This is a genomic window from Streptomyces sp. NPDC025833 (assembly GCF_055558055.1).
In genome coordinates, this window is sequence record NZ_JBVHNF010000006.1 from 15,462 (window position 1) to 38,675 (window position 23,214).

General features: G+C 73.5%; 20 protein-coding genes and 1 pseudogene. 16 read left to right on the top strand and 5 right to left on the bottom strand.

The window, feature by feature from the left end; genetic code table 11:
* Positions 1–12 precede the first annotated feature (12 nt).
* A complete protein-coding gene (locus ACZ4K2_RS11525; protein ID WP_467472870.1) occupies positions 13–1,395 on the bottom strand; it encodes an FAD-binding oxidoreductase in 1,383 nt (460 codons plus the stop codon).
* A gap of 69 nt (positions 1,396–1,464) precedes the next feature.
* The gene (locus ACZ4K2_RS11530; RefSeq protein WP_467473460.1) at positions 1,465–3,267 is read right to left on the bottom strand and encodes a glycoside hydrolase family 15 protein; all 1,803 of its coding nucleotides are present in this window, start codon (positions 3,265–3,267) and stop codon (positions 1,465–1,467) included.
* A 536-nt stretch (positions 3,268–3,803) separates the two neighbouring features.
* Here ACZ4K2_RS11530 and ACZ4K2_RS11535 point away from each other — a divergent pair.
* From ACZ4K2_RS11535 to ACZ4K2_RS11585, 11 genes are all read left to right on the top strand, one after another.
* A complete protein-coding gene (locus ACZ4K2_RS11535; protein WP_467472873.1) occupies positions 3,804–5,453 on the top strand; it encodes a CTP synthase in 1,650 nt (549 codons plus the stop codon).
* Between the two features lie 100 nt (positions 5,454–5,553).
* Positions 5,554–6,180: an NUDIX domain-containing protein gene (locus ACZ4K2_RS11540; protein WP_467472874.1), complete on the top strand. Its 627-nt coding sequence runs from the start codon at positions 5,554–5,556 to the stop codon at positions 6,178–6,180.
* 163 nt (positions 6,181–6,343) lie between these two features.
* Entirely contained in the window at positions 6,344–8,419 is a 2,076-nt protein-coding gene (locus ACZ4K2_RS11545; protein ID WP_467472876.1) for a tetratricopeptide repeat protein, read from the top strand.
* A 136-nt stretch (positions 8,420–8,555) separates the two neighbouring features.
* Positions 8,556–9,680, top strand: coding sequence for an alanine dehydrogenase (gene ald / locus ACZ4K2_RS11550; protein WP_467472878.1), 1,125 nt, complete (start codon positions 8,556–8,558; stop codon positions 9,678–9,680).
* A 424-nt stretch (positions 9,681–10,104) separates the two neighbouring features.
* The gene (locus ACZ4K2_RS11555) at positions 10,105–11,238 is read left to right on the top strand and encodes a ParA family protein (RefSeq protein ID WP_467472881.1); all 1,134 of its coding nucleotides are present in this window, start codon (positions 10,105–10,107) and stop codon (positions 11,236–11,238) included.
* Entirely contained in the window at positions 11,223–11,768 is a 546-nt protein-coding gene (locus ACZ4K2_RS11560) for a hypothetical protein (protein WP_467472883.1), read from the top strand. Before ACZ4K2_RS11555 ends, ACZ4K2_RS11560 begins: the two co-directional genes overlap by 16 nt.
* A gap of 462 nt (positions 11,769–12,230) precedes the next feature.
* On the top strand, positions 12,231–13,568 hold the full coding sequence (locus ACZ4K2_RS11565; protein WP_467472885.1) for a segregation and condensation protein A: 1,338 nt from the start codon (positions 12,231–12,233) through the stop codon (positions 13,566–13,568).
* Complete coding sequence (gene scpB / locus ACZ4K2_RS11570; protein WP_467472887.1) at positions 13,565–14,215, top strand: SMC-Scp complex subunit ScpB; 651 nt, start codon at positions 13,565–13,567, stop codon at positions 14,213–14,215. Before ACZ4K2_RS11565 ends, scpB begins: the two co-directional genes overlap by 4 nt.
* Positions 14,216–14,228: 13 nt before the next feature.
* A complete protein-coding gene (locus ACZ4K2_RS11575; protein WP_467472890.1) occupies positions 14,229–15,290 on the top strand; it encodes a pseudouridine synthase in 1,062 nt (353 codons plus the stop codon).
* A 55-nt stretch (positions 15,291–15,345) separates the two neighbouring features.
* A complete protein-coding gene (locus ACZ4K2_RS11580) occupies positions 15,346–16,362 on the top strand; it encodes an ADP-ribosylglycohydrolase family protein (RefSeq protein WP_467472893.1) in 1,017 nt (338 codons plus the stop codon).
* A 4-nt stretch (positions 16,363–16,366) separates the two neighbouring features.
* A complete protein-coding gene (locus tag ACZ4K2_RS11585) occupies positions 16,367–17,116 on the top strand; it encodes a nucleotidyltransferase domain-containing protein (protein ID WP_467472894.1) in 750 nt (249 codons plus the stop codon).
* On the opposite strand, the gene ACZ4K2_RS11590 is transcribed toward ACZ4K2_RS11585, so the two are convergent.
* Together ACZ4K2_RS11590 and ACZ4K2_RS11595 are read right to left on the bottom strand one after the other, a co-directional pair.
* Positions 17,099–17,785, bottom strand: coding sequence for a nucleotidyltransferase domain-containing protein (locus ACZ4K2_RS11590; RefSeq protein ID WP_467472895.1), 687 nt, complete (start codon positions 17,783–17,785; stop codon positions 17,099–17,101). The two genes, ACZ4K2_RS11585 and ACZ4K2_RS11590, sit on opposite strands and share 18 nt — an antisense overlap.
* Positions 17,786–17,807: 22 nt before the next feature.
* On the bottom strand, positions 17,808–18,296 hold the full coding sequence (locus ACZ4K2_RS11595; protein ID WP_467472896.1) for a Rieske (2Fe-2S) protein: 489 nt from the start codon (positions 18,294–18,296) through the stop codon (positions 17,808–17,810).
* 146 nt (positions 18,297–18,442) lie between these two features.
* On the opposite strand from ACZ4K2_RS11595, the pseudogene ACZ4K2_RS11600 reads away from it, so the two are divergent.
* From ACZ4K2_RS11600 to der, 5 genes and pseudogenes are all read left to right on the top strand, one after another.
* Positions 18,443–18,550 (top strand): annotated as a pseudogene (locus tag ACZ4K2_RS11600) (chorismate mutase); the annotation flags it as partial.
* Positions 18,551–18,621: 71 nt separating this feature from the next.
* Entirely contained in the window at positions 18,622–19,707 is a 1,086-nt protein-coding gene (locus ACZ4K2_RS11605; protein WP_467472899.1) for a prephenate dehydrogenase, read from the top strand.
* Positions 19,708–19,808: 101 nt separating this feature from the next.
* A complete protein-coding gene (gene cmk / locus ACZ4K2_RS11610) occupies positions 19,809–20,501 on the top strand; it encodes a (d)CMP kinase (protein ID WP_467472901.1) in 693 nt (230 codons plus the stop codon).
* Between the two features lie 62 nt (positions 20,502–20,563).
* Positions 20,564–21,166, top strand: a complete 603-nt coding sequence (locus tag ACZ4K2_RS11615) for a lysophospholipid acyltransferase family protein (RefSeq protein WP_467473463.1) — start codon at positions 20,564–20,566, stop codon at positions 21,164–21,166.
* Positions 21,167–21,227: 61 nt separating this feature from the next.
* The gene (der, locus tag ACZ4K2_RS11620; RefSeq protein ID WP_467472902.1) at positions 21,228–22,718 is read left to right on the top strand and encodes a ribosome biogenesis GTPase Der; all 1,491 of its coding nucleotides are present in this window, start codon (positions 21,228–21,230) and stop codon (positions 22,716–22,718) included.
* 86 nt (positions 22,719–22,804) lie between these two features.
* On the opposite strand, the gene ACZ4K2_RS11625 is transcribed toward der, so the two are convergent.
* Positions 22,805–23,209 (bottom strand): hypothetical protein, encoded by a 405-nt coding sequence (locus tag ACZ4K2_RS11625; RefSeq protein WP_467472904.1) that lies wholly within the window; start codon positions 23,207–23,209, stop codon positions 22,805–22,807.
* Between the last annotated feature and the right edge of the window lie 5 nt (positions 23,210–23,214).

Consider the following 23,214-nt stretch of genomic DNA (forward strand, 5'->3'; position numbering starts at 1 on the left):
GACAGCTCCGGGCTACACCGGCCGGATGTTGTGGTTGAAGCGGAACACGTTGTCGGGGTCGAAGGCGCGCTTCACCTTCTCCAGCCGCAGCAGGTTCCCCGCGCCCAGACCCGCCCGCACCCGCTCCGGGCCCTCGTCGCCGACGAGGCCGAGCTGTACGGCGCCCGTGCTCCACGGCCGGACGCCGGCGCACACCCCGCGCACCCAGGCGACCGCCCGCTCGTCGTCGGCCGGGTCCCGCCAGAGGGCGAACGGGTGCACCGCCCACGGCGCGTCCCGGAACGGCACCGGGTACCCCCGCGGGCCGGCGGCGACCGCGCCGCCCTGCGGGAGCAGCAGGCACCGGGAGCCGGCCGGCCCGGGCAGGTCCGCCGCGCCGGCGCAGAGGATTGCCACCAGCTCGTCGGGCAGACCGCGCACGTGCTCCGCCGACCCGTGGGCGCGCCGGCCGGGCGGCACGTCCAGCAGGCACTGGGCGTCGGCGTACGGCACCGGGCCGACGCGCGCCGCCTCGTGCGGCAGCGCCAGCAGCGGCCGGGCGAGGCGGCGCAGCGCGTCCTCGCCGCCCGCGTGGGTCAGCAGGGCCGCGCACACCGGCCGGCCCGCCAGGTCCGGCGGTACGAACCCCGGGGGCGGGCCGGTGAGGTGCAGCACGGCGCCGCCCAGCCGGCCGGGGGCGCCCGGGAACAGCTCGCGGAAGACCCGGACCACGTCCGGGCCGTGCCGCGCCGGGTACAGCAGCAGGGCGAGGGAGAACTCCGGCAGCGGGTGCAGCCGCAGGGTGAGCGCGGTGACCACGCCGAAGTTGCCGCCGCCGCCGTGCAGCGCCCAGAACAGCCCGGGGTCGTCGTCGGCGCTCGCGCGCACCCGCTCGGCGTCCGCGGTCACCAGCTCCGCGCCGAGGAGGTTGTCGGCGGCCAGGCCGAAGGCCCGGTCCAGCCAGCCGGTGCCGCCGCCCAGGACGACGCCGGCGACGCCTGCCGCGGACGCGCGCGCACCGGTGGTCGCGAGCCCGTACGGCCGGACGGCCCGGTCCAGGTGGCCCGTCGTGGCGCCGCCGCCGACCCGGGCCGTCCGGGCGGCCGGGTCGACCGAGACGGCGTGCATCCGGCGCAGGTCCACCACGAGCGCGCCGTCCACGAGCGCCGCGCCGGCCGCGCCGTGGCCGCCGCCGCGCACCGCGATGTGCAGGTCCAGTTCGCGGCCGAAGCGCACGGCGCGCACTACGTCGGCCGTGTGCGCGCACCGGGCGATCACCGCCGGCCGCCGGTCGATCCTCGCGTCGAAGACCGCACGGGCCTCGTCGTAGCCGGGGTCACCGGGGGCGAACACCGCGCCCGCCAGTTCCCCGCGCAGCGCGGCGAGGGCGGCGCCCGCCTTCGAGAGGGCAGCCACGGCCGGCCCCCTTCCGGGAGAAGGCGCTGTCGCCGTCCAGCCTAGGCGGGCGCGGTGGCCCGGGCGCGGTCAGCCGCCGTAGGCCCCCGAGGCGGTCAGCCGCAGCGCGGTGTCGATCAGCGGCACGTGGCTGAAGGCCTGCGGGAAGTTGCCCACCTGGCGCTGGGCGACCGGGTCCCACTCCTCGGCGAGCAGACCGAGGTCGTTGCGCAGCGCGAGGAGCTTCTCGAACAGCTTGCGGGCCTCGTCCACCCGGCCGATCATCGCCAGGTCGTCCGCCATCCAGAACGAGCAGGCCAGGAAGGCGCCCTCGTCGCCCGGCAGGCCGTCGACGCCCGCGTGGGCGCCCTCGGTGGGGTAGCGCAGGATGAACCCGTCCGAGGTGGACAGCTCGCGCTGGATCGCCTCGATGGTGCCGATCACCCGCTTGTCGTCCGGCGGGAGGAAGCCCATCTGGGGGATGAGCAGCAGCGACGCGTCCAGTTCCCGGGAGCCGTAGGACTGGGTGAAGGTGTTGCGCTCCTTGTCGTAGCCCCTCTCGCAGACGTCCCGGTGGATGTCGTCGCGCAGCTCGCGCCAGCGCTCAAGCGGGCCGTCCGCGTCCCCGGACTCGATCAGCTTGATCGTGCGGTCCACCGCGACCCAGGCCATCACCTTGGAGTGCACGAAGTGCCGGCGCGGGCCGCGCACCTCCCAGATGCCCTCGTCCGGCTCCTGCCAGTGGTCCTCCAGGTAGCGGATCAGCTTGAGCTGGAGCAGGGAGGCGTAGTCGTTGCGCGCGAGGCCCGTCATGTGGCCCAGGTGCAGGGCCTCGGTGACCTCGCCGTACACGTCCAGCTGGAGCTGGTGGGCGGCGCCGTTGCCGACGCGGACCGGGGCGGAGCCCTCGTAGCCCGGCAGCCAGTCCAGCTCGGCCTCGCCGAGTTCGCGCTCGCCCGCGATGCCGTACATGATCTGCAGGTTCTCCGGGTCGCCGGCGACCGCCCGCAGCAGCCACTCGCGCCAGGCGCGGGCCTCCTCGCGGTAGCCGGTGCGCAGCAGCGAGGACAGGGTGATCGCCGCGTCCCGCAGCCAGGTGTACCGGTAGTCCCAGTTGCGCACGCCGCCGATGTCCTCCGGCAGGGAGGTGGTGGGGGCCGCGACGATGCCGCCGGTCGGGGCGTAGGTCAGCGCCTTCAGGGTGATCAGCGAACGGACCACCGCCTCCCGGTACGGGCCGTGGTACGTACAGTGCTCGACCCACTCGCGCCAGAACTCCTCCGTGGCCTCCAGGGAGGTCTCCGGCTCCGGCAGCGGCGGCGGCTCCTTGTGCGAGGGCTGCCACGAGATGGTGAACGCGATCCGGTCACCCGGGGCGACCGTGAAGTCCGCGTAGGTGGTCAGGGACTTCCCGTAGGTCTCGGCCTCCGTGTCGAACCACACGGAGTCCGGTCCGGCGACGGCCACCGTGCGGCCCTCGTGCCGGTGCACCCACGGCACCACGCGGCCGTAGGAGAACCGCATCCGCAGGGCCGAGCGCATCGGCACCCGGCCGGTGACGCCCTCCACGATCCGGATCAGCTGCGGGGCGCCGTCACGCGGGGGCATGAAATCGGTCACGCGCACGGTGCCGCGCGGGGTGTCCCACTCCGACTCCAGGATCAGCGAGTCGCCGCGGTAGCCGCGCCGGGCGGCCGTGGGCGGCGCGGCGTCGGCGGCGTGCGCCGGGCCGAGCCGCCAGAAACCGTGTTCCTCGGTGCCCAGCAGGCCGGCGAAGACGGCATGGGAGTCGAAGCGCGGCAGGCACAGCCAGTCCACCGTGCCGTCCCGGCAGACCAGCGCCGCGGTCTGCATGTCTCCGATGAGTGCGTAGTCTTCGATGCGCCCGGCCACGTGCAACTCCAGTCGAACGGCCACGTCACCCCCACGCAGGGGGCTGTCGCTGATGCGGTCAAGGGGTTTGTTGTGCGTCGTTGAGCGGTGAAGCAAAGCAGCCCGCCGAGCCCTGAGGCAAAACGACAGTCCTTGCTCAACGAACTGCCGCGCTCTCGTTGTTCCGGGTGGTGCAGGCGGGGGTGTGCCGTCGTTCCGGCCGGGCTCGGCAGCCAACGTCCGAGCAGGATACGACGCATGTAGATGATCTGCGTCCCGCTCCGGGCAACCCATGTGGGCCGAACGAGTGAGCGTCGGGTGAGAAGCGTGTGTCCGGGTGGTGACGGAGCGGTACGAGTGGCCCGGCCGGGACCGCACGGTGCCCGGCCGGACGCGGAGCGTGCTCGGAAGCCGTCCCTCCCGAGCGCTGATACGCTGGTAGCCCGTGGACCGGTGGGCGACGAACCCCCGAACCGCAGCGACGGCACCTCCGGAAACCGCCGGACGGCCGGCCGCCCCGCATCACAGACAGCGACCACGGGAGCCCCCTCTTGGCCATGACGCCCAAATCCACGACGACCAAGCACATCTTCGTCACCGGGGGTGTCGCCTCCTCGCTCGGCAAGGGTCTGACCGCCTCCAGCCTGGGCATGCTGCTCAAGGCTCGCGGCCTGCGCGTCGTGATGCAGAAGCTGGACCCGTACCTGAACGTCGACCCCGGCACGATGAACCCCTTCCAGCACGGTGAGGTGTTCGTCACCAACGACGGCGCCGAGACCGACCTGGACATCGGCCACTACGAGCGCTTCCTCGACCGCGACCTGGACGGCACCGCCAACGTCACCACCGGCCAGGTGTACTCCACGGTGATCGCCAAGGAGCGCCGCGGCGAGTACCTGGGCGACACCGTGCAGGTCATCCCGCACATCACCAACGAGATCAAGCACCGCATCCGCCGCATGGCGACGGACGAGGTCGACGTCGTGATCACCGAGGTCGGCGGCACCGTCGGCGACATCGAGTCGCTGCCCTTCCTGGAGACCGTCCGCCAGGTCCGGCACGAGGTCGGCCGGGACAACGTCTTCGTGGTGCACATCTCGCTGCTGCCCTACATCGGCCCCTCCGGCGAGCTGAAGACCAAGCCCACCCAGCACTCGGTGGCCGCCCTGCGCAACATCGGCATCCAGCCGGACGCGATCGTGCTGCGCTGCGACCGGGAGGTCCCCACCGCGATCAAGCGGAAGATCTCCCTGATGTGCGACGTCGACGAGGCGGCCGTGGTGGCCTGCCCCGACGCCCGCTCGATCTACGACATCCCCAAGGTCGTGCACGCCGAGGGCCTCGACGCCTACGTCGTGCGCAAGCTGGACCTGCCCTTCCGGGACGTGGACTGGACGACCTGGGACGACCTGCTGGACCGCGTGCACAACCCCGACCACGAGGTCACCCTGGCCCTGGTCGGCAAGTACATCGACCTGCCCGACGCCTACCTGTCGGTCACCGAGGCGCTGCGGGCCGGCGGCTTCGCCAACAAGGCCCGGGTCAAGATCAAGTGGGTCACCTCGGACGACTGCAAGACCCCGGCCGGGGCCAAGGCGCAGCTCTCCGACGTCGACGGCATCTGCATCCCCGGCGGGTTCGGCGACCGCGGGGTGCTGGGCAAGGTCGGCGCCATCCGCTACGCCCGCGAGAACCGGATCCCGCTGCTCGGCCTGTGCCTGGGCCTGCAGTGCATCGTGATCGAGGCCGCGCGCAACCTGGCGGACATCCCCGACGCCAACTCCACCGAGTTCGACCCGGCCACGGGCCACCCGGTCATCTCCACCATGGCCGAGCAGCTGGACATCGTGGCCGGCGAGGGCGACATGGGCGGCACCATGCGCCTGGGCATGTACCCGGCCAAGCTCGCCGAGGGCTCCATCGTCCGCGAGGTCTACGACGGCAAGGAGTACGTCGAGGAGCGCCACCGGCACCGCTACGAGGTGAACAACGCCTACCGCGCGGAGCTGGAGAAGAAGGCCGGCATCGTCTTCTCGGGCACCTCGCCGGACGGCAAGCTCGTGGAGTACGTGGAGTACCCGCGCGACGTCCACCCCTACCTGGTCGCCACGCAGGCGCACCCCGAGCTGCGCTCGCGCCCGACCCGCGCCAACCCGCTCTTCGCCGGTCTGGTGAAGGCCTCCGTCGAGCGGAAGATCGCCGGCTGACCCACCGGTTGTACGGTGGCCGGGGTGCGTGCCCGCGAGGGCGGGCACCCCGGCCGCGTTTCCGGCCGGTCTCGTGTGCAGGCGCGTGGAGGGACAGGGCATGACCATCAGGGACACTCCGCAGGAGTGGGAGATCCGGGCGACGGAGACCCCCTTCACGGGCAAGAAGACCTCCGTCCGGACGGACGAGGTGGTCATGCCCGACGGTTCGGTGGTCAGCCGCGACTACCAGGTCCACCCCGGCTCGGTGGCCGTCGTCGCCCTCGACGAGGAGGACCGGGTCCTGCTGATCAACCAGTACCGCCACCCCGTGCGGCACAAGCTGTGGGAGATCCCGGCCGGGCTGCTCGACGTGCCCGGTGAGAACCCGCTGCACGCCGCCCAGCGGGAGCTGTACGAGGAGGCGCACGTCGAGGCCGAGGACTGGCGGGTGCTGACCGACGTGTACACCACCCCCGGCGGCTGCGACGAGGCCGTCCGGATCTTCCTGGCCCGGGGCCTGTCCGAGGCCGCGGGCGAGCGGTTCGCGGCGGAGGACGAGGAGTCCGACATGCAGCACGCGCGCGTGCCAGCCGAGGAACTGGTGCGCGGCGTCCTGGCCGGGGAGCTGCACAACACGTGCCTGGCCGTCGGGGTCCTCTCCCTGGTGGCGGCGCGGAGCGGGGACGGCCTGGACGCGCTGCGCCCCGCCGACGCGCCGTGGCCCGCGCGCCCCTTCCGGTCCTGATCCGGAGCCGCCCGGCCGCCGGTGTGACGATCGCCTGATCCGATCGGGCGACTTGTCCGCCGCGCTCCTCCGGAACCGTCGCGGAGCGTGAACTAGGCTCTTGATCGCCCGTACCGGAAGACACCGGCGGGCTTGCGCGTGCGGTGGGACGGGAGTGTGGCCCGTGACGGATCAGGCGGTGGACCCAGACGGCGCGGCGGCGTCCGCGCACCCGGCCGCGGAAGGCCGTTTCCTGGGCCGCACACGGGAGTTGAAGGAGCTGCGCGCCGACATCGAGCGCGCGGGCCTGGACACCCTCGCCGGCCGCAAGGCGCCCCGCGCGCGCGTGCTCCTCATCGCCGGCCGCCCCGGCTCCGGCCGGACCCGGCTCGCCGGGGAACTCGTCCGGCGGATCGCCGGCCGCTACCCGGACGGGGTGCTGCGGGCCCGGCTCAGCGAGCCCGGCGGCACCCCGGTGCCCGTGGAGCAGGTGGCCCGCGACCTGCTCGCCGCGCTGGACCTGCCCGCCCCCGCCGGCGCCGCCGAGGACGACCTCACGGCGGCCCTGCGGACGGCCCTCGCCGGCCGGCGGATGCTGCTCCTGCTGGACGACGCGGCCGGCGCCGAGCAGGTCGACGCGCTGCTCCCGGACGCCCCGGACTGCCTGGTGGTGGCCGTCTCCGGAGGGCCGCTCACCGGGATTTCGGACGTCCGCCCCTGCACGCTCGGCGGCCTCGACACCAAGTCGGCGGTGGAACTGCTCACCGGCCACACCGGTGCCGTCCGGGTCACCGTCGACCCGCGCTCCGCGGAGAGCCTGGTGGAGGCGTGCCAGGGCCATCCGGCCGCGCTGGTACTGGCCGGCGGCTGGCTCGCCGCCCGCCCCCAGACCGCAGTCTCCGACCTCGCCAAGCGCATGCACGCGCCCGCCGAGGAGGCCGCCGACGGCGCCGACTGCACCCCGCTGGTCCGGATCTTCCGGCTCGTCCACGACCAGCTGCCGGGCCCGGCCGCCCGGCTGCTGCGCCTGCTCCACCTCGCCCCGGCCGGTCTGGCCGACCCGCACACCGCCTCCGCGCTGGCCGGCTGCTCGGTCGACGCCGCCCGCACCGTCCTGGACGACCTCGTCGCCCTCGGCCTGCTGCGCGCGCTGGACTCCCCGCTGCCGCAGTACGAGGTGCCCGGCTGGCTGCACCCGCTGCTGCGCGCCGAGGCCGAGAGCCAGGAGCGTCCCGCGGAGCTCCAGCTCGCCCGGGCCCGGATGCTGGAGCGGACGGTGCGGCTGCTCCAGTCCTGCCGGGCGATCACCGAGACGGACAGCCCGCAGGCCCGGGAGAAGCTGAACGGCATGCCCCGGGCGCTGCGCTTCCCGACCCCGCGGGCGGCCGCCGACTGGCTGCGCATCCGGCGGCCGGCCCTGCTGGCCTCCGTGCGCCTCGCGGTGGCCGACGGGGAGCTGGACACCCTGGCCCGCCGGCTGATGTCGCAGCTGGTCAGGGCGCTGGCCGCGCACGTCGGCACCCAGGCCGCCGCGCCCGACCTGTACCGCGTGCACGGCCTCGTCCTCGACGTCGCCGAGCGGCGCGGGCTGCCCCGGGAGAAGGCCGCGGCCCTGCTGAACCTGGGCGATCTGGACGCGCAGACCGGCCGCACCCGGGAGGCGCTGGCCCGTTACCGGGCCGCGCTGGACGCCGGACGCCTGGCGAACGACCCGTACGCGACCGGCCGCGCGATGGAATCCGTAGGCGGTGCCCACCAGGAGCTCGGGGACCACGACCGGGCCGCCGACTGGTTCGGCCGCGCCCTGGCCGAGCGGCTGGCCCGGGGGGAGGGCCCGGAGGCCGCCCGGCTGTACGGGCGGATCGCCACCGCACACACCTACGCGGGCCGCTACGGCGAGGCGCTGCGGAACTGGCGGGCGGCCCTCGCCGGCTACCGCAGGCAGGGCGATGTGGCCGCGAGCGCGCGGTCGTTGAGTGAGATCGCACGGGTGCAGGAGTACGCGGGACGGCCCGACGAGTCGCTGCGCACCTGCCAGGAGGCCGTGGAGTGGGCGCGGCGCGCGGAGGACGCCCGGCTCCAGGCGGCGCTCCAGCTCCGGCTCGCGGACACGCTGGACCGGCTCGGGGACCCGGCGGCGGCCCGGCTGCACCGCGCCGCGGCCGAGCGCATGCTGGGTCAGGAGGCCCCGGAGGGCGAGGAATCCTCGGAGCAGGGCGTTAGCGCCTGCGAAATCCGTACTGCATCTAGCAAAGATTGATGCTTTGAAAGGCTAGACAGTCGGAACGCCTTCATTAGACTGGCTCTGCCGCACCTTCCCCGCGGTGTTTCCCGGTATGCCACCGCATGTCTGGGTACGTCTGTAATGCACCCCCATACCCTCTGAGCCAAGGACCGTGATCGACGTGAAGGTCGGCATCCCCCGCGAGGTCAAGAACAACGAGTTCCGGGTGGCCATCACCCCCGCCGGCGTGCACGAGCTGGTGCGCAACGGCCACCAGGTCGTCGTGGAGCGCGGCGCCGGCATCGGCTCCTCGATCCTGGACGCCGAGTACGTGGCCGCCGGTGCCGAGATCCTCGGCACCGCCGACGAGGTGTGGGCCGCCGCCGACCTGCTGCTGAAGGTCAAGGAGCCCGTCGCGGAGGAGTACCACCGCCTCCGCAAGGACCAGATCCTCTTCACCTACCTGCACCTGGCCGCCTCCAAGGAGTGCACCGACGCCCTCGTCGAGTCCGGCACCACGGCCATCGCCTACGAGACCGTCGAGCTGCCGAACCGCGCGCTGCCGCTGCTCGCCCCGATGTCCGAGGTCGCGGGCCGGCTGGCCCCGCAGGTCGGCGCCTACCACCTGATGCGCGCGGCCGGCGGCCGCGGCGTGCTGCCGGGCGGCGTCCCGGGCGTGACCCCGGCCAAGGCCGTGGTCATCGGCGGCGGCGTCTCCGGCTGGAACGCCACCCAGGTCGCCGTCGGCATGGGCTTCGACGTGACCCTGCTCGACCGCGACATCAACAAGCTGCGCGAGGCCGACAAGATCTTCGGCACGAAGGTCAAGGCGGTCATGTCCAACGCCTTCGAGCTGGAGAAGGCCGTCCTGGACGCCGACCTCGTCATCGGCGCCGTGCTCATCCCGGGTGCCAAGGCCCCGAAGCTGGTCACCAACGAGCTGGTCTCCCGCATGAAGCCCGGAAGTGTCCTTGTCGACATCGCGATCGACCAGGGCGGCTGCTTCGAGGACTCCCGTCCCACCACGCACGCCGAGCCGACCTTCGAGGTGCACAACTCGGTCTTCTACTGCGTCGCCAACATGCCCGGCGGCGTGCCGAACACCTCCACCAACGCCCTCACCAACGCCACGCTGCCGTACATCGTCTCCCTGGCGAACAACGGCTGGGTCGAGGCGCTGCGCCGCGACGCCGCGCTCGCCAAGGGTCTCAACACCCATGACGGCAAGGTCGTTTACAAGGAGGTCGCCGAGGCCCACGGCCTGACCCACGTCGAGCTGGACACCCTGCTCGGCTGACGTCCGGCCGACCCCTGCGACCTGGTGAACCGCTGAGTCACCGCAGGCAAAAGGCGATTCGTCAACACACGTCGTCAACAGCGCGCACCCGGCCGGACCTTGCCCGACAAGGTCCGGCCGGATGTGTGTATGGTCACTTCGCGGCTCTCGGTCAACTCGCCTCGAACGTAAGCCTTCGACCGATTCGCACACCGGTGAGACCTGCTGTGCACCGGACTTACGCCCTTGACAGCGACATGTTTCATTGCCGACACATCCTGCCGGGTCCGGCGGATTGTGTTGCTGCGGACCGCCGACACGCCATAGAGTCGCCAACCGTCGGCATGGTGCCACGCTGACCTTGTCTAGAAGTTTCCTGGTCACCAAGGAGGTAAGACGACTTGTGAATGAGTCGACATTTTCTCCCGGGGGTGGTCAACCAGGAATGCCGATCCGGGGCCAGGGTCCCGCGGGATTCGAGGCTGTCGGCTCCGTCGCTGTGCGCACCTTCGCAGCCCACCAGAGTTCCGGTCCGCACGCGGCCGGGACAGCACACCAGAGCATGGATGGCCATCACGTGAACGCCATGGCCGGCGACGGAAGTGGCGCGCCCCACAACCACTTCGCCGACTACGACGAACTGCCCGAGGGGCACTTCTACGACCCCGACGCCGAGTACGAGCCCGATCCGGAGTACGCGGCCACGCTCGCGCCCGACGCGGCCCGCCAGCGCCGTGAGCGCATCGGTCCGACCGGACGCCCGCTGCCGTACTTCCCGATCCCGGGCCCGCTGACCGACCACGGCCCCGCGAAGATCATCGCGATGTGCAACCAGAAGGGCGGCGTCGGCAAGACGACGTCGACCATCAATCTGGGTGCCGCGCTCGCGGAGTACGGCCGGCGCGTGCTGCTCGTGGACTTCGACCCGCAGGGCGCGCTGTCGGTGGGTCTCGGCGTCAACCCGATGGAGCTGGACCTCACGGTCTACAACCTGCTCATGGAGCGGGGGATGTCCGCGGACGAGGTCCTGCTGAAGACAGCGGTCCCCAACATGGACCTGCTGCCCTCCAACATCGACCTGTCGGCCGCCGAGGTCCAGCTGGTCTCGGAGGTCGCCCGCGAGTCGACGCTCCAGCGCGCGCTGAAGCCGCTGATGGACGACTACGACTACATCGTGATCGACTGCCAGCCCTCGCTCGGCCTGCTCACCGTGAACGCGCTGACCGCGGCCCACAAGGTGATCGTGCCGCTGGAGTGCGAGTTCTTCGCGCTGCGCGGTGTGGCCCTGCTGACCGAGACCATCGAGAAGGTCCAGGAGCGGCTCAACCCCGAGCTGGAACTGGACGGCATCCTCGCCACGATGTACGACTCGCGCACCGTGCACAGCCGTGAGGTGCTCGCGCGGGTCGTCGAGGCGTTCGACGACCACGTCTACCACACGGTCATCGGGCGCACGGTCCGCTTCCCGGAGACCACGGTCGCCGGCGAGCCGATCACCACGTACGCCTCCAACTCCGTCGGTGCCGCCGCCTACCGCCAGCTCGCCAGGGAGGTGCTCGCCCGGTGTCACGCCGAGTGAGTCTGCCGGGGGCCGACGAACTCTTCCGTACGACAGGGGGTATGGCGCTCCAGCCGTCGACTCCGCGGCGCGCGGCCAACGGTGAGGCCCGGGTGCCGGCTCCCGCAGGGGAGAGCGACGAGGCCGCCGCCGAGGACGCGCCGCAGTCGGTGCCCGTGCAGAGCGGTGACGGCGAGGGCGCGGAGCACGTGGCGGCGGAGGCCGACCCGGCCGACGAGGCCGAGTCCCGCAGCCGCCCGGCGCGCCGGCAGCAGGCGCAGGAGGGCCCAGCCGCCGCGCAGCCGCGCAAGCGCGGACGGGCGGCGGCCCGGCGGCCCAGCGGGCGCGAACGGCACGACGAGAAGATCACCGTGTACGTCTCGGCCGAGGAACTGATGGACCTGGAGCACGCGCGTCTCGTGCTCCGCGGCGAGCACGGGCTCGCGGTGGACCGCGGACGGATCGTCCGCGAGGCGGTGGCCGTGGTCCTGGCCGACCTGGAGTCCCGCGGGGACGCGAGCATCCTCGTACGACGGCTGCGCGGGCGGTAACGGTAGCCTGCGGGGGCCATGACCTCGAACGACGTTCCCACCCCCGGCCCAGCGCCCGGCCGCCGGCGCGCACTGGGCCGGGGCCCGGGGGAACCCGGCCCCGGCCCGCGAGAGTCGCCCGCGGCCGCCCGGGAAGCCGACCGCCCCGCCCCCGCCCCCGGGGCCGCCCCTCCGGCCCCTGCCGGGCCGGGGGCTGCCGTTACCGGGCCTGCCGACTCCGGCTCGGGCCCCGCCGCCCCTGGCTCCGCCGTCTCCGACCCCGCCGAGCCGCACCCCGCCGAGCCGCACCCCGCCGGACCCCGGCTCACCGGGCCGCGCCCCGCCGCCGCAGAGGCGTCCGAGCGGGGCCCGGGCCCGTTCGGCCCAGGGCCCGGGTCCGTCGAGCCAGTCCCCGCCCGCGCCGGGGGCCCCGGTCCCGAGCCCGCCGGGCCGGGCTTCGCCGAGCCTGAAGCCGCCGCTTCCGTGGCCGACGTGCCGGTGGAGCCCGTCGGGCCGGGCGCCTCCGCGTCCGGGCCGCACTCTGTCGGTTCCGCAACCGGCGGATCTCGGCTCGCCGGGCCGTGCCCCGCCGCCCCGGAGGCGGCCGAGCGGGGCCCGGGCCCGGTCCGCTCAGGGCCTGAGCCCGTCGAGCCGGTCCCCGTCCGCGCCGGGGCCCCCGACCCCGAAGGGCCAGGCTTTGCCGAGCCTGGGCCGCGCCCCGCCCCAGGGGCGGTCGAGGGGTCCCCGAGCCCGGTCGGCCCCGAGTCGTGGCTCCACGAGCCAGGCCCCACCCGCCTCGGCACCCCCGGACCCGAGCCCACCGCCCAGAGCCCCGCCGGGCCTGGAGCCGCGGACCTCGCCCCCGCAGCCGCAGCCCCCGGGCCCGGCGACCCCGCTCCCGCGGCCCCAGCCGTGGCCCCCGGGCCCGGCGACCCCGCCCCCGGAACGGCACCCCCCGAACCCGGCGAAGCCCCCGGTGATCCCGCCCCCCGTGGTTCCGGGGCTGCTACCGGTGGGGTTTTCAAGGTGCGGTTGGCCAACTTCGAGGGGCCCTTCGACCTGCTCCTCCAGTTGATCTCCCGGCACCGGCTGGACGTCACCGAGGTCGCGCTGTCGAAGGTGACCGACGAGTTCATGGCGTACATCCGGGCCATGGGGCCGGACTGGGACCTGGATCAGACGACCGAGTTCCTGGTGGTCGCCGCCACCCTGCTCGACCTGAAGGCGGCCCGGCTGCTGCCCGCCGCCGAGGTCGAGGACGAGGCCGACCTGGCGCTGCTGGAGGCGCGTGACCTGCTGTTCGCCCGGCTGCTCCAGTACCGCGCGTACAAGCGGATCGCGGACATCTTCAACGAGCGCCTCGACGAGGAGGCCCGCCGGTGGCCCCGTACCGTCGGCCTGGAGCCCGGCCACGCCGAGCTGCTGCCCGAGGTCGTCATCAGCATCGGCCCCGAGGGGTTCGCCCGGCTCGCGGTCAAGGCGATGCAGCCCAAACCGAAGCCGCAGGTCTACGTCGACCACATCCACGCCCCCCTGGTCAGCGTCCAGGAGCAGGCCGGCATCGTGGTGGCGCGGCTGCGGGAGCTGGGCGAGGCGAGCTTCCGGGTGCTCGTCGAGGACACCGGCGACACGCTCACCGTCGTGGCCCGCTTCCTCGCCCTGCTGGAGCTGTATCGGGAGAAGGCCGTCGCGCTGGACCAGGAGGCCGCGCTCGGCGAGCTGACCGTCCGCTGGACCGGCGCCGACGCGGGCCCGGCGCCGACGGTCACGGACGAGTTCGACCGGCCGCCGAAGGCGCCCGGGGAGGAGGAGAAGGCATGAGCGAGGACACCCCCGGGACCCCGGCCGGAGCGCCGACCGTGGCCGGCCTCGACCTCAAGCCCGCCCTGGAGGCGATGCTCATGGTCGTGGACGAGCCGGCGACCGCGGCGCACCTGGCGAGGCTGCTGGAGCGGCCGGAGCGGCAGGTCGGGGACGCGCTGCGCGAGCTGGCCGACGAGTACACCGTGCAGGGCCGCGGCTTCGAGCTGCGCTTCGTGGCCGGCGGCTGGCGCTTCTACACCCGGGGCGCCTACGCTCCGGCCGTCGAACGGCTGGTGCTGGACGGCCAGACCGCCCGGCTGACCCAGGCCGCGCTGGAGACCCTCGCGGTGGTCGCGTACCGCCAGCCGGTCAGCCGCAGCCGCGTCTCCGCCGTCCGCGGGGTCAACTGCGACGGTGTCATGCGCACCCTCCTGCAACGGGGTCTGGTGGAGGAGGCGGGCGCGGAACCCGAAACAGGTGCGATCCTGTACAGGACGACGAACTACTTCCTGGAGCGGATGGGCCTGCGCGGCCTGGACGAGCTTCCGGAACTCGCGCCCTTCCTCCCCGAGGCGGAGGCGATCGAGGCCGAGACCCAGGAGGGGGTCCCGTCGTTCGACCCGGACGCGCCCGACGCGCCCGGCGGTCAGGACGCAGACGACTAAGACGGAAACCTTGATGCGAAGCAGCGGCAGCGGCAAGAGCGGCGGGCGCGGTAACTACCGCGGTGCCGGCAACGACAGGGACCAGAAGGAGGGGCAGGGCCGGCCCCGCAAGCCCCGCCCCGAGGAGCGCCGCTACGACGTGGGCCCCGGGGCCACCCAGGACGGCCCCAAGTCCGGACGCGGCGGCGCGGCCCGCGGCGGTGCCAAGGGCGGCCCGAAGAAGCCCCGGCAGGACGGCCGTACGGCCCCCGCGCGTTCACGCGAGTACGAGACCAGGGTCGAGGAGCGCAACCGGGAGCGGTACGCGGGCAAGAAGGACGTCAAGCTCCCCAAGACCTTCCCGGGCGCCGAGCAGGAGGGCGAGCGGCTCCAGAAGGTGCTCGCGCGCGCCGGCTACGGCTCCCGCCGCGCCTGCGAGGAGCTGATCGAGCAGGCCCGGGTCGAGATCAACGGCGAGATCGTGCTGGAGCAGGGCCGCCGCGTGGACCCGGAGAAGGACGAGGTCAGGGTCGACGGCCTGACGGTCGCGACGCAGTCGTACCAGTTCTTCTCGCTCAACAAGCCCGCCGGTGTCGTCTCCACCATGGAGGACCCGGAGGGGCGGCAGTGCCTCGGTGACTACGTCACCAACCGCGAGACCCGCCTCTTCCACGTCGGCCGCCTGGACACCGAGACCGAGGGCGTCATCCTGCTCACCAACCACGGTGAGCTGGCGCACCGCCTGACGCACCCGAAGTACGGCGTGAAGAAGACGTACCTCGCGGCCATCGTGGGCCCGATCCCGCGCGACCTCGGCAAGCGCCTGAAGGACGGCATCCAGCTCGAGGACGGCTATGCGCGCGCGGACCACTTCCGCGTCGTCGAGCAGACCGGCAAGAACTACCTGGTCGAGGTGACCCTGCACGAGGGCCGCAAGCACATCGTGCGCCGCATGCTGGCCGAGGCCGGGTTCCCGGTCGAGAAGCTGGTGCGCACCGCCTTCGGCCCGATCACCCTGGGCGACCAGAAGTCGGGCTGGCTGCGCCGCCTGTCGAACACCGAGGTCGGCATGCTGATGCAGGAAGTCGACCTCTAGAACGCCTTGCCGTGATCATCGTCCCCCTTTATTGTCAGCGTGACGATAAAAGGGGATGGTGAATCGCGTGCCCATACGAGCCGCAACCGGAGCACTCCTCGGCCTCGCCCTCGGGGACGCCCTCGGCTTCCCGACGGAGTTCGACGACGTGCCGTCGATCCTCGCCAAGTGCGGGCCCTGGCGGCGGATGGAGCTGCCGGCGCCGGCCTTCGTCACCGACGACACCCAGATGACCCTCGCCCTCGGCCGCGCACTGCGCACGGCCGCCGGGCACGGCGACCTCACCCCCGGGCTGCTGGAACCGCCGCTGCGCGAGGAGTTCGTGCGCTGGTACCGGTCGCCGGAGAACAACCGCGCCCCGGGCCGCACCTGCCTGACGGCGTGCGGCCTGCTGGAGGACGGCCGCACCTGGCAGGACGCCGCCCAGGTCGGCTCCAAGGGCTGCGGCGCCAACATGCGGGTCGCCCCCCTCGGCCTCGTACCCGGACTCACCGGTGAACAGCGCTCCGGCGCCGCTCAGTTGCAGTCCGCCCTCACCCACGGCCACCCCACCGCGCTGGCCGCCTCCGACCTCACCGCGCACGCCGTCCACCTGCTCGCCCGGGGCGCCGACCCGGCCGGACTCGTCGGGCGGCTGCGCTCCTACGCGCTGGAGCGCCGCACGCACTACGACCACACCTGGCTCGGCGACCTGTGGACCCGCTCCCAGGACCCCGGCCCCGAGCACTTCATCGCACGCGGCTGGGACGAGTGCCTCGCGGTACTCGGCCGGCTCCAGGACGCCGTGCGGACCGTCTCCCCGGAGACCGACCCCTGCCTGGCCACCGGCGAGGGCTGGATCGCCGAGGAGGCCCTCGCCACCGGCCTGCTGTGCTTCCTGCTCTTCCCGGACGAGCCCGTCACCGCGCTGCGCCGGGCCGCCTGCACCGCCGGGGACTCCGACTCCATCGCCTGCCTCACCGGCGCCTTCGCCGGCGCCCGGCTGGGCGCGGACGCCTGGCCCGCCGACTGGGTGGAGCGGATCGAGCACCGAGGCGACCTGTTGGCCCTGGGAGAGCTCTGGGACGCTTGATCCCATGATCGACGACCTCGACACCGACCTCGCCCCGGTGGTCGCGGAACAGCCCGACCCCCTGCTGTTCGCCACCGTCTCGGGAGCCCACCTGTACGGCTTCCCCTCGCAGGACTCCGACGTGGACCTGCGGGGCGTCCACCTGCTCCCCGCCGCCGACCTCCTCGGGCTGCGCGAGCCGGAGGAGACCCGCTCGCGGACCTGGGTCCGGCACGGCGTCGAGCTGGACCTCGTCACCCACGACCTGCGCAAGTTCGTACGGCTGATGCTCCGCCGCAACGGCTACGTACTGGAACAGCTCCTGTCGCCCCTGGTCGTGCACACCTCCGACGCCCACCGGGAACTGGCCGCGCTGGTCCCGGGTGTCCTCACCGGCCACCACGCCCACCACTACCGCGGGTTCGCGGTGACCCAGTGGCGCATGTTCGAGAAGACCGGCGAGCTGAAGCCGCTGCTCTACACCTTCCGGGTGCTGCTCACCGGCATCCACCTCATGCGCACCGGCGAGGTCCAGGCCCACCTGCCCACCCTCCTGGAGCGGGTCGGCGGCCCCGGCTACCTGCCGGAGCTGATGGCCGCCAAGCGGGAGAAGGAGCACGGCACGGCCGTCGTCGACCACGCGCGCGTGGCGGACGACGTGGAGCGGCTGCACGTCCGGCTCGACGAGGCGCAGGCCGGCACCGCCCTGCCCGACACGGCCGGTGCCCACGAGGCCCTGCACGATCTGGTGGTCCGGCTACGACTGGAGGGCTGACTCCCGGCGCACCCGGTACAGGAAGGCGGCCACGCGCGCGTGGTCCGGCTCCGCGGGCAGCGGGCTGACCCGCAGGGCCTCCTCGGTCTCGGCCGCCAGCCGGACCATCCACGCCCGCGCCCGCGCCCACGGCACCTCGCCGCGCCGCACGGCGAGCAGGGGCTCGCGCTGCTCGCCGACGTCGATCCGCAGCTCGCCGGTGCGCAGCAGGTCCCGCGCGGACATCAGCAGCCGCAGCAGGTGCATCACGTGCTTCCAGCGCGGGGCGCCCGTGGCGCGGAGGTCGGCCTCGATCCTCCTGCGCTGGCCGAGGGCGTAACGGGTGAAGGTGGTGTGGGCGCCCCGGGACAGGAAGGCGCCGCGCAGCGACAGCAGTTCGCGGCCGGTGTCGTCCACCTGCTCCACCAGCGGTGAGTGCAGGCACTCCAGGATGTTCGGGTTGCCGCGCAGCGCCAGCTCGCAGAACCGTTCCAGCTCCCAGGAGAACCGCTCCTCGCCCGGCCCCTCCACATGCGTGGGCGGTTTCTCGAACCGCCAGTACAGCGGGGTCGGGGCGAGGAAGACCCCGCGCCGGTCGGTGTCGCTGGCGCCGGTCGCCAGGCCGAAGGCGCGGGAGCCCATGACACAGGAGTAGACGGTGTGGTCGCGCACGAGGTCCTGCGGCTGCATCCCCGGAGCGTACGCGGCCCGCTCAGTCCAGGCTGATCGAATTCCCCGTCACGGTGATCCGCTTCTCCGGGAGCGGCTTGGTGGCGGGTCCCCGGACCACCGAGCCGTCGGAGACGCGGTACTTGCTGCCGTGGCAGGGGCAGTCGATGGTGCCGTCGGCCACCCGGTTCACCAGGCAGCCCTGGTGCGTGCAGACCGCCGAGAACGCCTTGTACTCGCCCTTCGCGGGCTGGGTGACGACGACCTTCTCCGCGTCGAAGACCTTGCCGCCGCCCTCCGGGATGGCGCTGGTCGCCGCCAGCCGCCTGCCCGCCGGGGACGTCTCCGGCGCGGACCCGGAGGCCTCCGTCCCGGCGGGGGACGCCTCCATCGTGTGCGGGGACGCGTCCATCTCCTCGGGGGACGCCGCCGCCGCGCCGCCCCCCGTCTTGTCGCCGCATCCCACGCATCCCAGGGCGAGCGCGCCGGTGCCCGTGGCGAGGACGGCACGCCGTGTCGCGGGCTGGGTCATGTCAGACCTCCGTACACCATCTTGAGAAAGGGTCAAAACCGGATCTTCCGTATCGTCTCAGCGAGCGGGCGCCGTGCGCCGGTCCCGCGCGGGCTGACTACGCTGGACGGACCAAGAACAGACGCATGTCAGCGAGGAGCAGTGCCGTGGCGGTACGAGCGGTCCGGGGGGCCGGCCAACTGGAGCGGGACGGGGCCGGACACCCGGGGGAGCGGGTCGGGGCGCTGCCCACCGCCGTCCCGGAACACGGCGGACCGGCCCGGCCCGGCGCCGGGAGCGCCCCCGTCCACCCCGCCGCCGCGGCCCCGTGCAAGGACACCGCCCGGTGAGGACCGCACTCGTCATCGGAACCGGCCTGATCGGCACCTCCGCCGCGCTCGCGCTCGCCCAGCGCGGCGTCACCGTCCACCTCGACGACCACGACCCCGGGCAGGCCCGCACCGCCGCCGCACTGGGCGCGGGCACCGACACGGCGCCCGAGGGCCCGGTCGACCTGGCGATCGTGGCGGCGCCGCCCGCCCATGTGGCCCGGGTGCTCGCCGACGCGATGCGCCGGGGCGTGGCCCGCGGCTACCTGGACGTCGCCAGCGTCAAGGGCGGCCCGCGCCGCGAGCTGGAGGCGCTCGGCCTGGACCTGTCGGCCTACCTCGGCACCCACCCCATGTCCGGCCGGGAGAAGTCCGGCCCGCTGGCCGCCACCGGCGACCTCTTCGAGGGCCGCCCCTGGGTGCTCACCCCGACCCGGGACACCGACACCGAGGTGCTGAACCTCGCCCTGGAGCTGGTCTCGCACTGCCGGGCCGTCCCGGTCGTCATGGACGCCGACGCCCACGACCGCGCCGTCGCCCTGGTCTCCCACATGCCCCACCTGGTGTCCAGCATGGTCGCCGCGCGCCTGGAGCACGCCGACGAGGCCGCCGTGCGGCTGTGCGGGCAGGGCGTGCGGGACGTGACCCGGATCGCCGGCTCCGACCCGCGCATGTGGATCGACATCCTGTCCGCGAACCCGGGCCCGGTCGCCGACCTGCTCGCCGACGTCGCCACCGACCTGGAGGAGGCGGTGCGGGCCCTGCGCGCCCTGCAGTCCGCCGACGAGACCGAGCGCGACCGGGGCACCGCGGGCGTCGAGGACGTGCTGCGCCGTGGGAACGCCGGCCGGGTGCGGGTACCCGGCAAGCACGGCAGCGCCCCGCGCGCGTACGAGACCGTCGTCGTCCTCATCGACGACCAGCCCGGCCAGCTCGCCCGCATCTTCGCCGACGCCGGCCGGGCCGGGGTCAACATCGAGGACGTCCGGATCGAGCACGCCACCGGACAGCAGGCCGGTCTGGTGCAGCTCATGGTCGAGCCGCAGGCGGCCGCGGCCCTGAGGGAGGCACTGCGCGAGCGGGGCTGGGCACTGCGCCAGTGACGACGCCGGTGAGGGCGCGTCCCGGGAGCCAGTAACCTTGTCCGGGGCGCCCTCGCGTCCCGGACCCCCGCTCACCACCCTTCACCAGGAAGGTGTCCTCAGTGGAAAACGGCGCCCCGACCGCCAAGCCCGTGATCGTCGCGATCGACGGTCCCTCCGGCACGGGCAAGTCGAGCACGTCGAAGGCCGTGGCCGCGCAGCTCGGCCTGAGCTACCTGGACACCGGTGCCCAGTACCGGGCGATCACCTGGTGGATGGTGAACAACGGCATCGACCTGGACGACCCGACCGCGGTCGCCGCCGTCGCGGGCAAGCCGGAGATCATCTCCGGCACCGACCCGGCCGACCCGACGATCACCGTCGACGGCGTGGACGTGGCCGGCCCGATCCGCACCCAGGAGGTCACCTCCGCGGTCAGCGCGGTCAGCGCGGTGCCCGAGGTCCGCTCCCGGATCACCGAGCTGCAGCGCTCGCTGGCCGCCGGTGCCGACCGGGGCATCGTCGTCGAGGGCCGGGACATCGGTACGACCGTCCTGCCGGACGCCGACCTGAAGATCTTCCTCACCGCCTCGCCGGAGGCCCGCGCGGCCCGCCGCAGCGGCGAGCTGAAGGGCGCCGACGTCAACGCCACCCGCGAGGCCCTGATCAAGCGGGACGCGGCCGACTCCAGCCGGAAGACCTCGCCGCTCGCCAAGGCCGGCGACGCGGTCGAGGTGGACACCACGGAACTCACCCTCGTCCAGGTCGTCGAGTGCGTCGTCACCCTGGTCGAGGAGAAGCGGGCCGGGAAGTGACCCGTGCGCCGGTTCCCTCCGAGCGGGGTGCCGAGGTCGGCCGGCGCATCGGCGTCGGCCTGATGTTCGGGCTGTGGCGGCCGCGCGTGCTCGGCGCCTGGCGGGTGCCGGCCACCGGCCCGGTGATACTCGCCGTGAACCACTCCCACAACATCGACGGCCCGATGGTCATGGGCGTGGCGCCCCGGCCCACGCACTTCCTGATCAAGAAGGAAGCCTTCGTCGGGCCGCTGGACCCCTTCCTGACCGGCATCGGCCAGCTGAAGGTGGACCGCACCGCCGCCGACCGCACCGCGATCACCCAGGCCCTCGGCGTGCTGTCGGCCGGGGGAGTGCTGGGCATCTTCCCGGAGGGCACCCGGGGCGAGGGCGACTTCGCCTCGCTGCGCGCCGGGCTGGCCTACTTCGCGGTCCGCAGCGGGGCGCCGATCGTCCCCGTGGCCGTGCTGGGAAGCTCCGACCGGCCCGGACGGTTGATAAAGGCGCTGCCCCCGCTGCGCTCCCGCGTCGACGTGGTCTTCGGCGACCCCTTCGAGGCGGGCGACGGGAGCGGACGGCGTACGCGCGCGGCGCTGGACGAGGCGACCGAGCGCATACGCAAGCGGCTCGGCAGCCACCTGGAAAACGCCAGGCGCCTCACCGGGCACCGGGCGACACTCGAGTAGTGGACCGGCCCATGAGGGCGCTCCACCGATCACCACGAATGAACGACGAGGTACGGACTTCATGAACGACCAGACCCAGCCCGACGGCTCGGACGCGCACGAGGCGCACGGGTACGACCACGGGGCTCTCGGCGACGCCGAGTACGCGGAGTTCATGGAGCTCGCCGCGGAAGAGGGCTTCGACATCGAGGACGTCGAGGGCGCCATCGAGGCGGCGGGCCACGGCCCGCTGCCCGTGCTCGCCGTCGTCGGCCGCCCCAATGTCGGCAAGTCGACCCTGGTGAACCGGATGATCGGCCGCCGCGAGGCGGTCGTCGAGGACCGGCCCGGCGTCACCCGCGACCGCGTGACCTACGAGGCCGAGTGGGCCGGCCGCCGCTTCAAGGTCGTCGACACCGGCGGCTGGGAGCAGGACGTCCTCGGCATCGACGCCTCCGTGGCCGCGCAGGCCGAGTACGCGATCGAGGCGGCCGACGCGGTCGTCTTCGTGGTCGACGCCAAGGTCGGCGCGACCGACACCGACGAGGCGGTCGTCCGGCTGCTGCGCAAGGCCGGCAAGCCGGTCGTGCTGTGCGCCAACAAGGTCGACGGCCCGAACGGCGAGGCCGACGCGGCCTACCTGTGGAACCTCGGCCTCGGCGAGCCGCACCCGGTCTCGGCCCTGCACGGCCGCGGCACGGGCGACATGCTCGACGCCGTCCTGGAGGTCCTCCCGGACGCCCCCGAGCAGTCCTTCGGCACCGCGACCGGCGGCCCGCGCCGCATCGCCCTGATCGGCCGCCCGAACGTCGGCAAGTCCTCGCTGCTGAACAAGGTGGCCGGCGAGGAGCGCGTCGTCGTCAACGAGCTGGCGGGCACCACCCGCGACCCGGTCGACGAGATGATCGAACTCGGCGGCAAGACGTGGAAGTTCGTCGACACCGCCGGCATCCGCAAGCGCGTCCACCTCCAGCAGGGCGCCGACTACTACGCCTCCCTGCGCACGGCCGCCGCCGTGGAGAAGGCGGAGGTCGCGGTCGTCCTGATCGACTCCTCCGAGAACATCTCCGTGCAGGACCAGCGGATCATCACCATGGCGGTCGACGCGGGCCGCGCGCTGGTGATCGCCTACAACAAGTGGGACAACCTCGACGAGGAGCGCCGCTACTACCTGGAGCGGGAGATCGAGACCGAGCTGGGCCAGGTCACCTGGGCCCCGCGGGTGAACGTCTCGGCGCGCACCGGGCGGCACATGGAGAAGCTCGTCCCCGCCATCGAGACCGCCCTCGCCGGCTGGGAGACCCGCGTCCCCACCGGCCGGCTGAACGCCTTCCTCGGCGAGCTGGTCTCGGCCCACCCGCACCCGGTCCGGGGCGGCAAGCAGCCGCGCATCCTGTTCGGCACCCAGGCGGGCACCAAGCCCCCGCGGTTCGTACTGTTCGCCTCGGGCTTCATCGAGGCGGGCTACCGGCGCTTCATCGAGCGCCGGCTGCGCGAGGAGTTCGGCTTCGAGGGCACCCCGATCCACATCTCGGTGCGGGTGCGCGAGAAGCGCGGCGCGAAGAAGAAGTAACGCCGAAAGGCGCCGGGGACGGCGCCACGGATCGGAGGGCGGCTCCCGGTTTCCCGGGAGCCGCCCTCGTCCGTGCGTGCGCCCCGTCAGGCGCCGCGGCGCGGGCCCGGCGGAAGGGCGGCGGCGGGGACGTACTGCATCCCGGTGTCCGGCCCCCGGCCGAGCGTGCCGACCCGCTGCCACTGCGACTGCGACTGCTGCCGGGCGCTGTAGGCCCCCGCGCTGTAGGCGCTGTACGAGCTGCTGAACGACCCCGCGCGGTGGCCGCCGTACGTGCCGGTGCCGTCGGGGAAGTCCCCGAAGGCGCTGAACCGCAGCTCCTCCTCACCGCTGCGGTCCCCCGGCAGTGTGCGGAAGCTCTTGACCCACTCCGTGTAGAGCGCGTCGTAGATCGGTGTGGCCGACGGTCCGCCGGAGGGCTCCTGCGCCGACCTCGCGGAGGGTACGGCGGAGAAGGACGACCGGCGGGGAGGGGTGTCGTATGCGTGCACGTATG

Bases quoted from the DNA above. Each gene is read 5' to 3' on its own strand.
- ACZ4K2_RS11580 (WP_467472893.1), top strand. From the start codon at position 15,346: ATGGTGAATCGCGTGCCCATACGAGCCGCAACCGGAGCACTCCTCGGC.
- ACZ4K2_RS11590 (WP_467472895.1), bottom strand. From the start codon at position 17,785: ATGCAGCCGCAGGACCTCGTGCGCGACCACACCGTCTACTCCTGTGTC.
- ACZ4K2_RS11540 (WP_467472874.1), top strand. From the start codon at position 5,554: ATGACCATCAGGGACACTCCGCAGGAGTGGGAGATCCGGGCGACGGAG.
- ACZ4K2_RS11535 (WP_467472873.1), top strand. From the start codon at position 3,804: ATGACGCCCAAATCCACGACGACCAAGCACATCTTCGTCACCGGGGGT.
- ACZ4K2_RS11615 (WP_467473463.1), top strand. From the start codon at position 20,564: ATGTTCGGGCTGTGGCGGCCGCGCGTGCTCGGCGCCTGGCGGGTGCCG.
- ACZ4K2_RS11595 (WP_467472896.1), bottom strand. From the start codon at position 18,296: ATGACCCAGCCCGCGACACGGCGTGCCGTCCTCGCCACGGGCACCGGC.
- ACZ4K2_RS11585 (WP_467472894.1), top strand. From the start codon at position 16,367: ATGATCGACGACCTCGACACCGACCTCGCCCCGGTGGTCGCGGAACAG.
- scpB (WP_467472887.1), top strand. From the start codon at position 13,565: ATGAGCGAGGACACCCCCGGGACCCCGGCCGGAGCGCCGACCGTGGCC.
- ACZ4K2_RS11555 (WP_467472881.1), top strand. From the start codon at position 10,105: ATGCCGATCCGGGGCCAGGGTCCCGCGGGATTCGAGGCTGTCGGCTCC.
- ACZ4K2_RS11575 (WP_467472890.1), top strand. From the start codon at position 14,229: ATGCGAAGCAGCGGCAGCGGCAAGAGCGGCGGGCGCGGTAACTACCGC.
- der (WP_467472902.1), top strand. From the start codon at position 21,228: ATGAACGACCAGACCCAGCCCGACGGCTCGGACGCGCACGAGGCGCAC.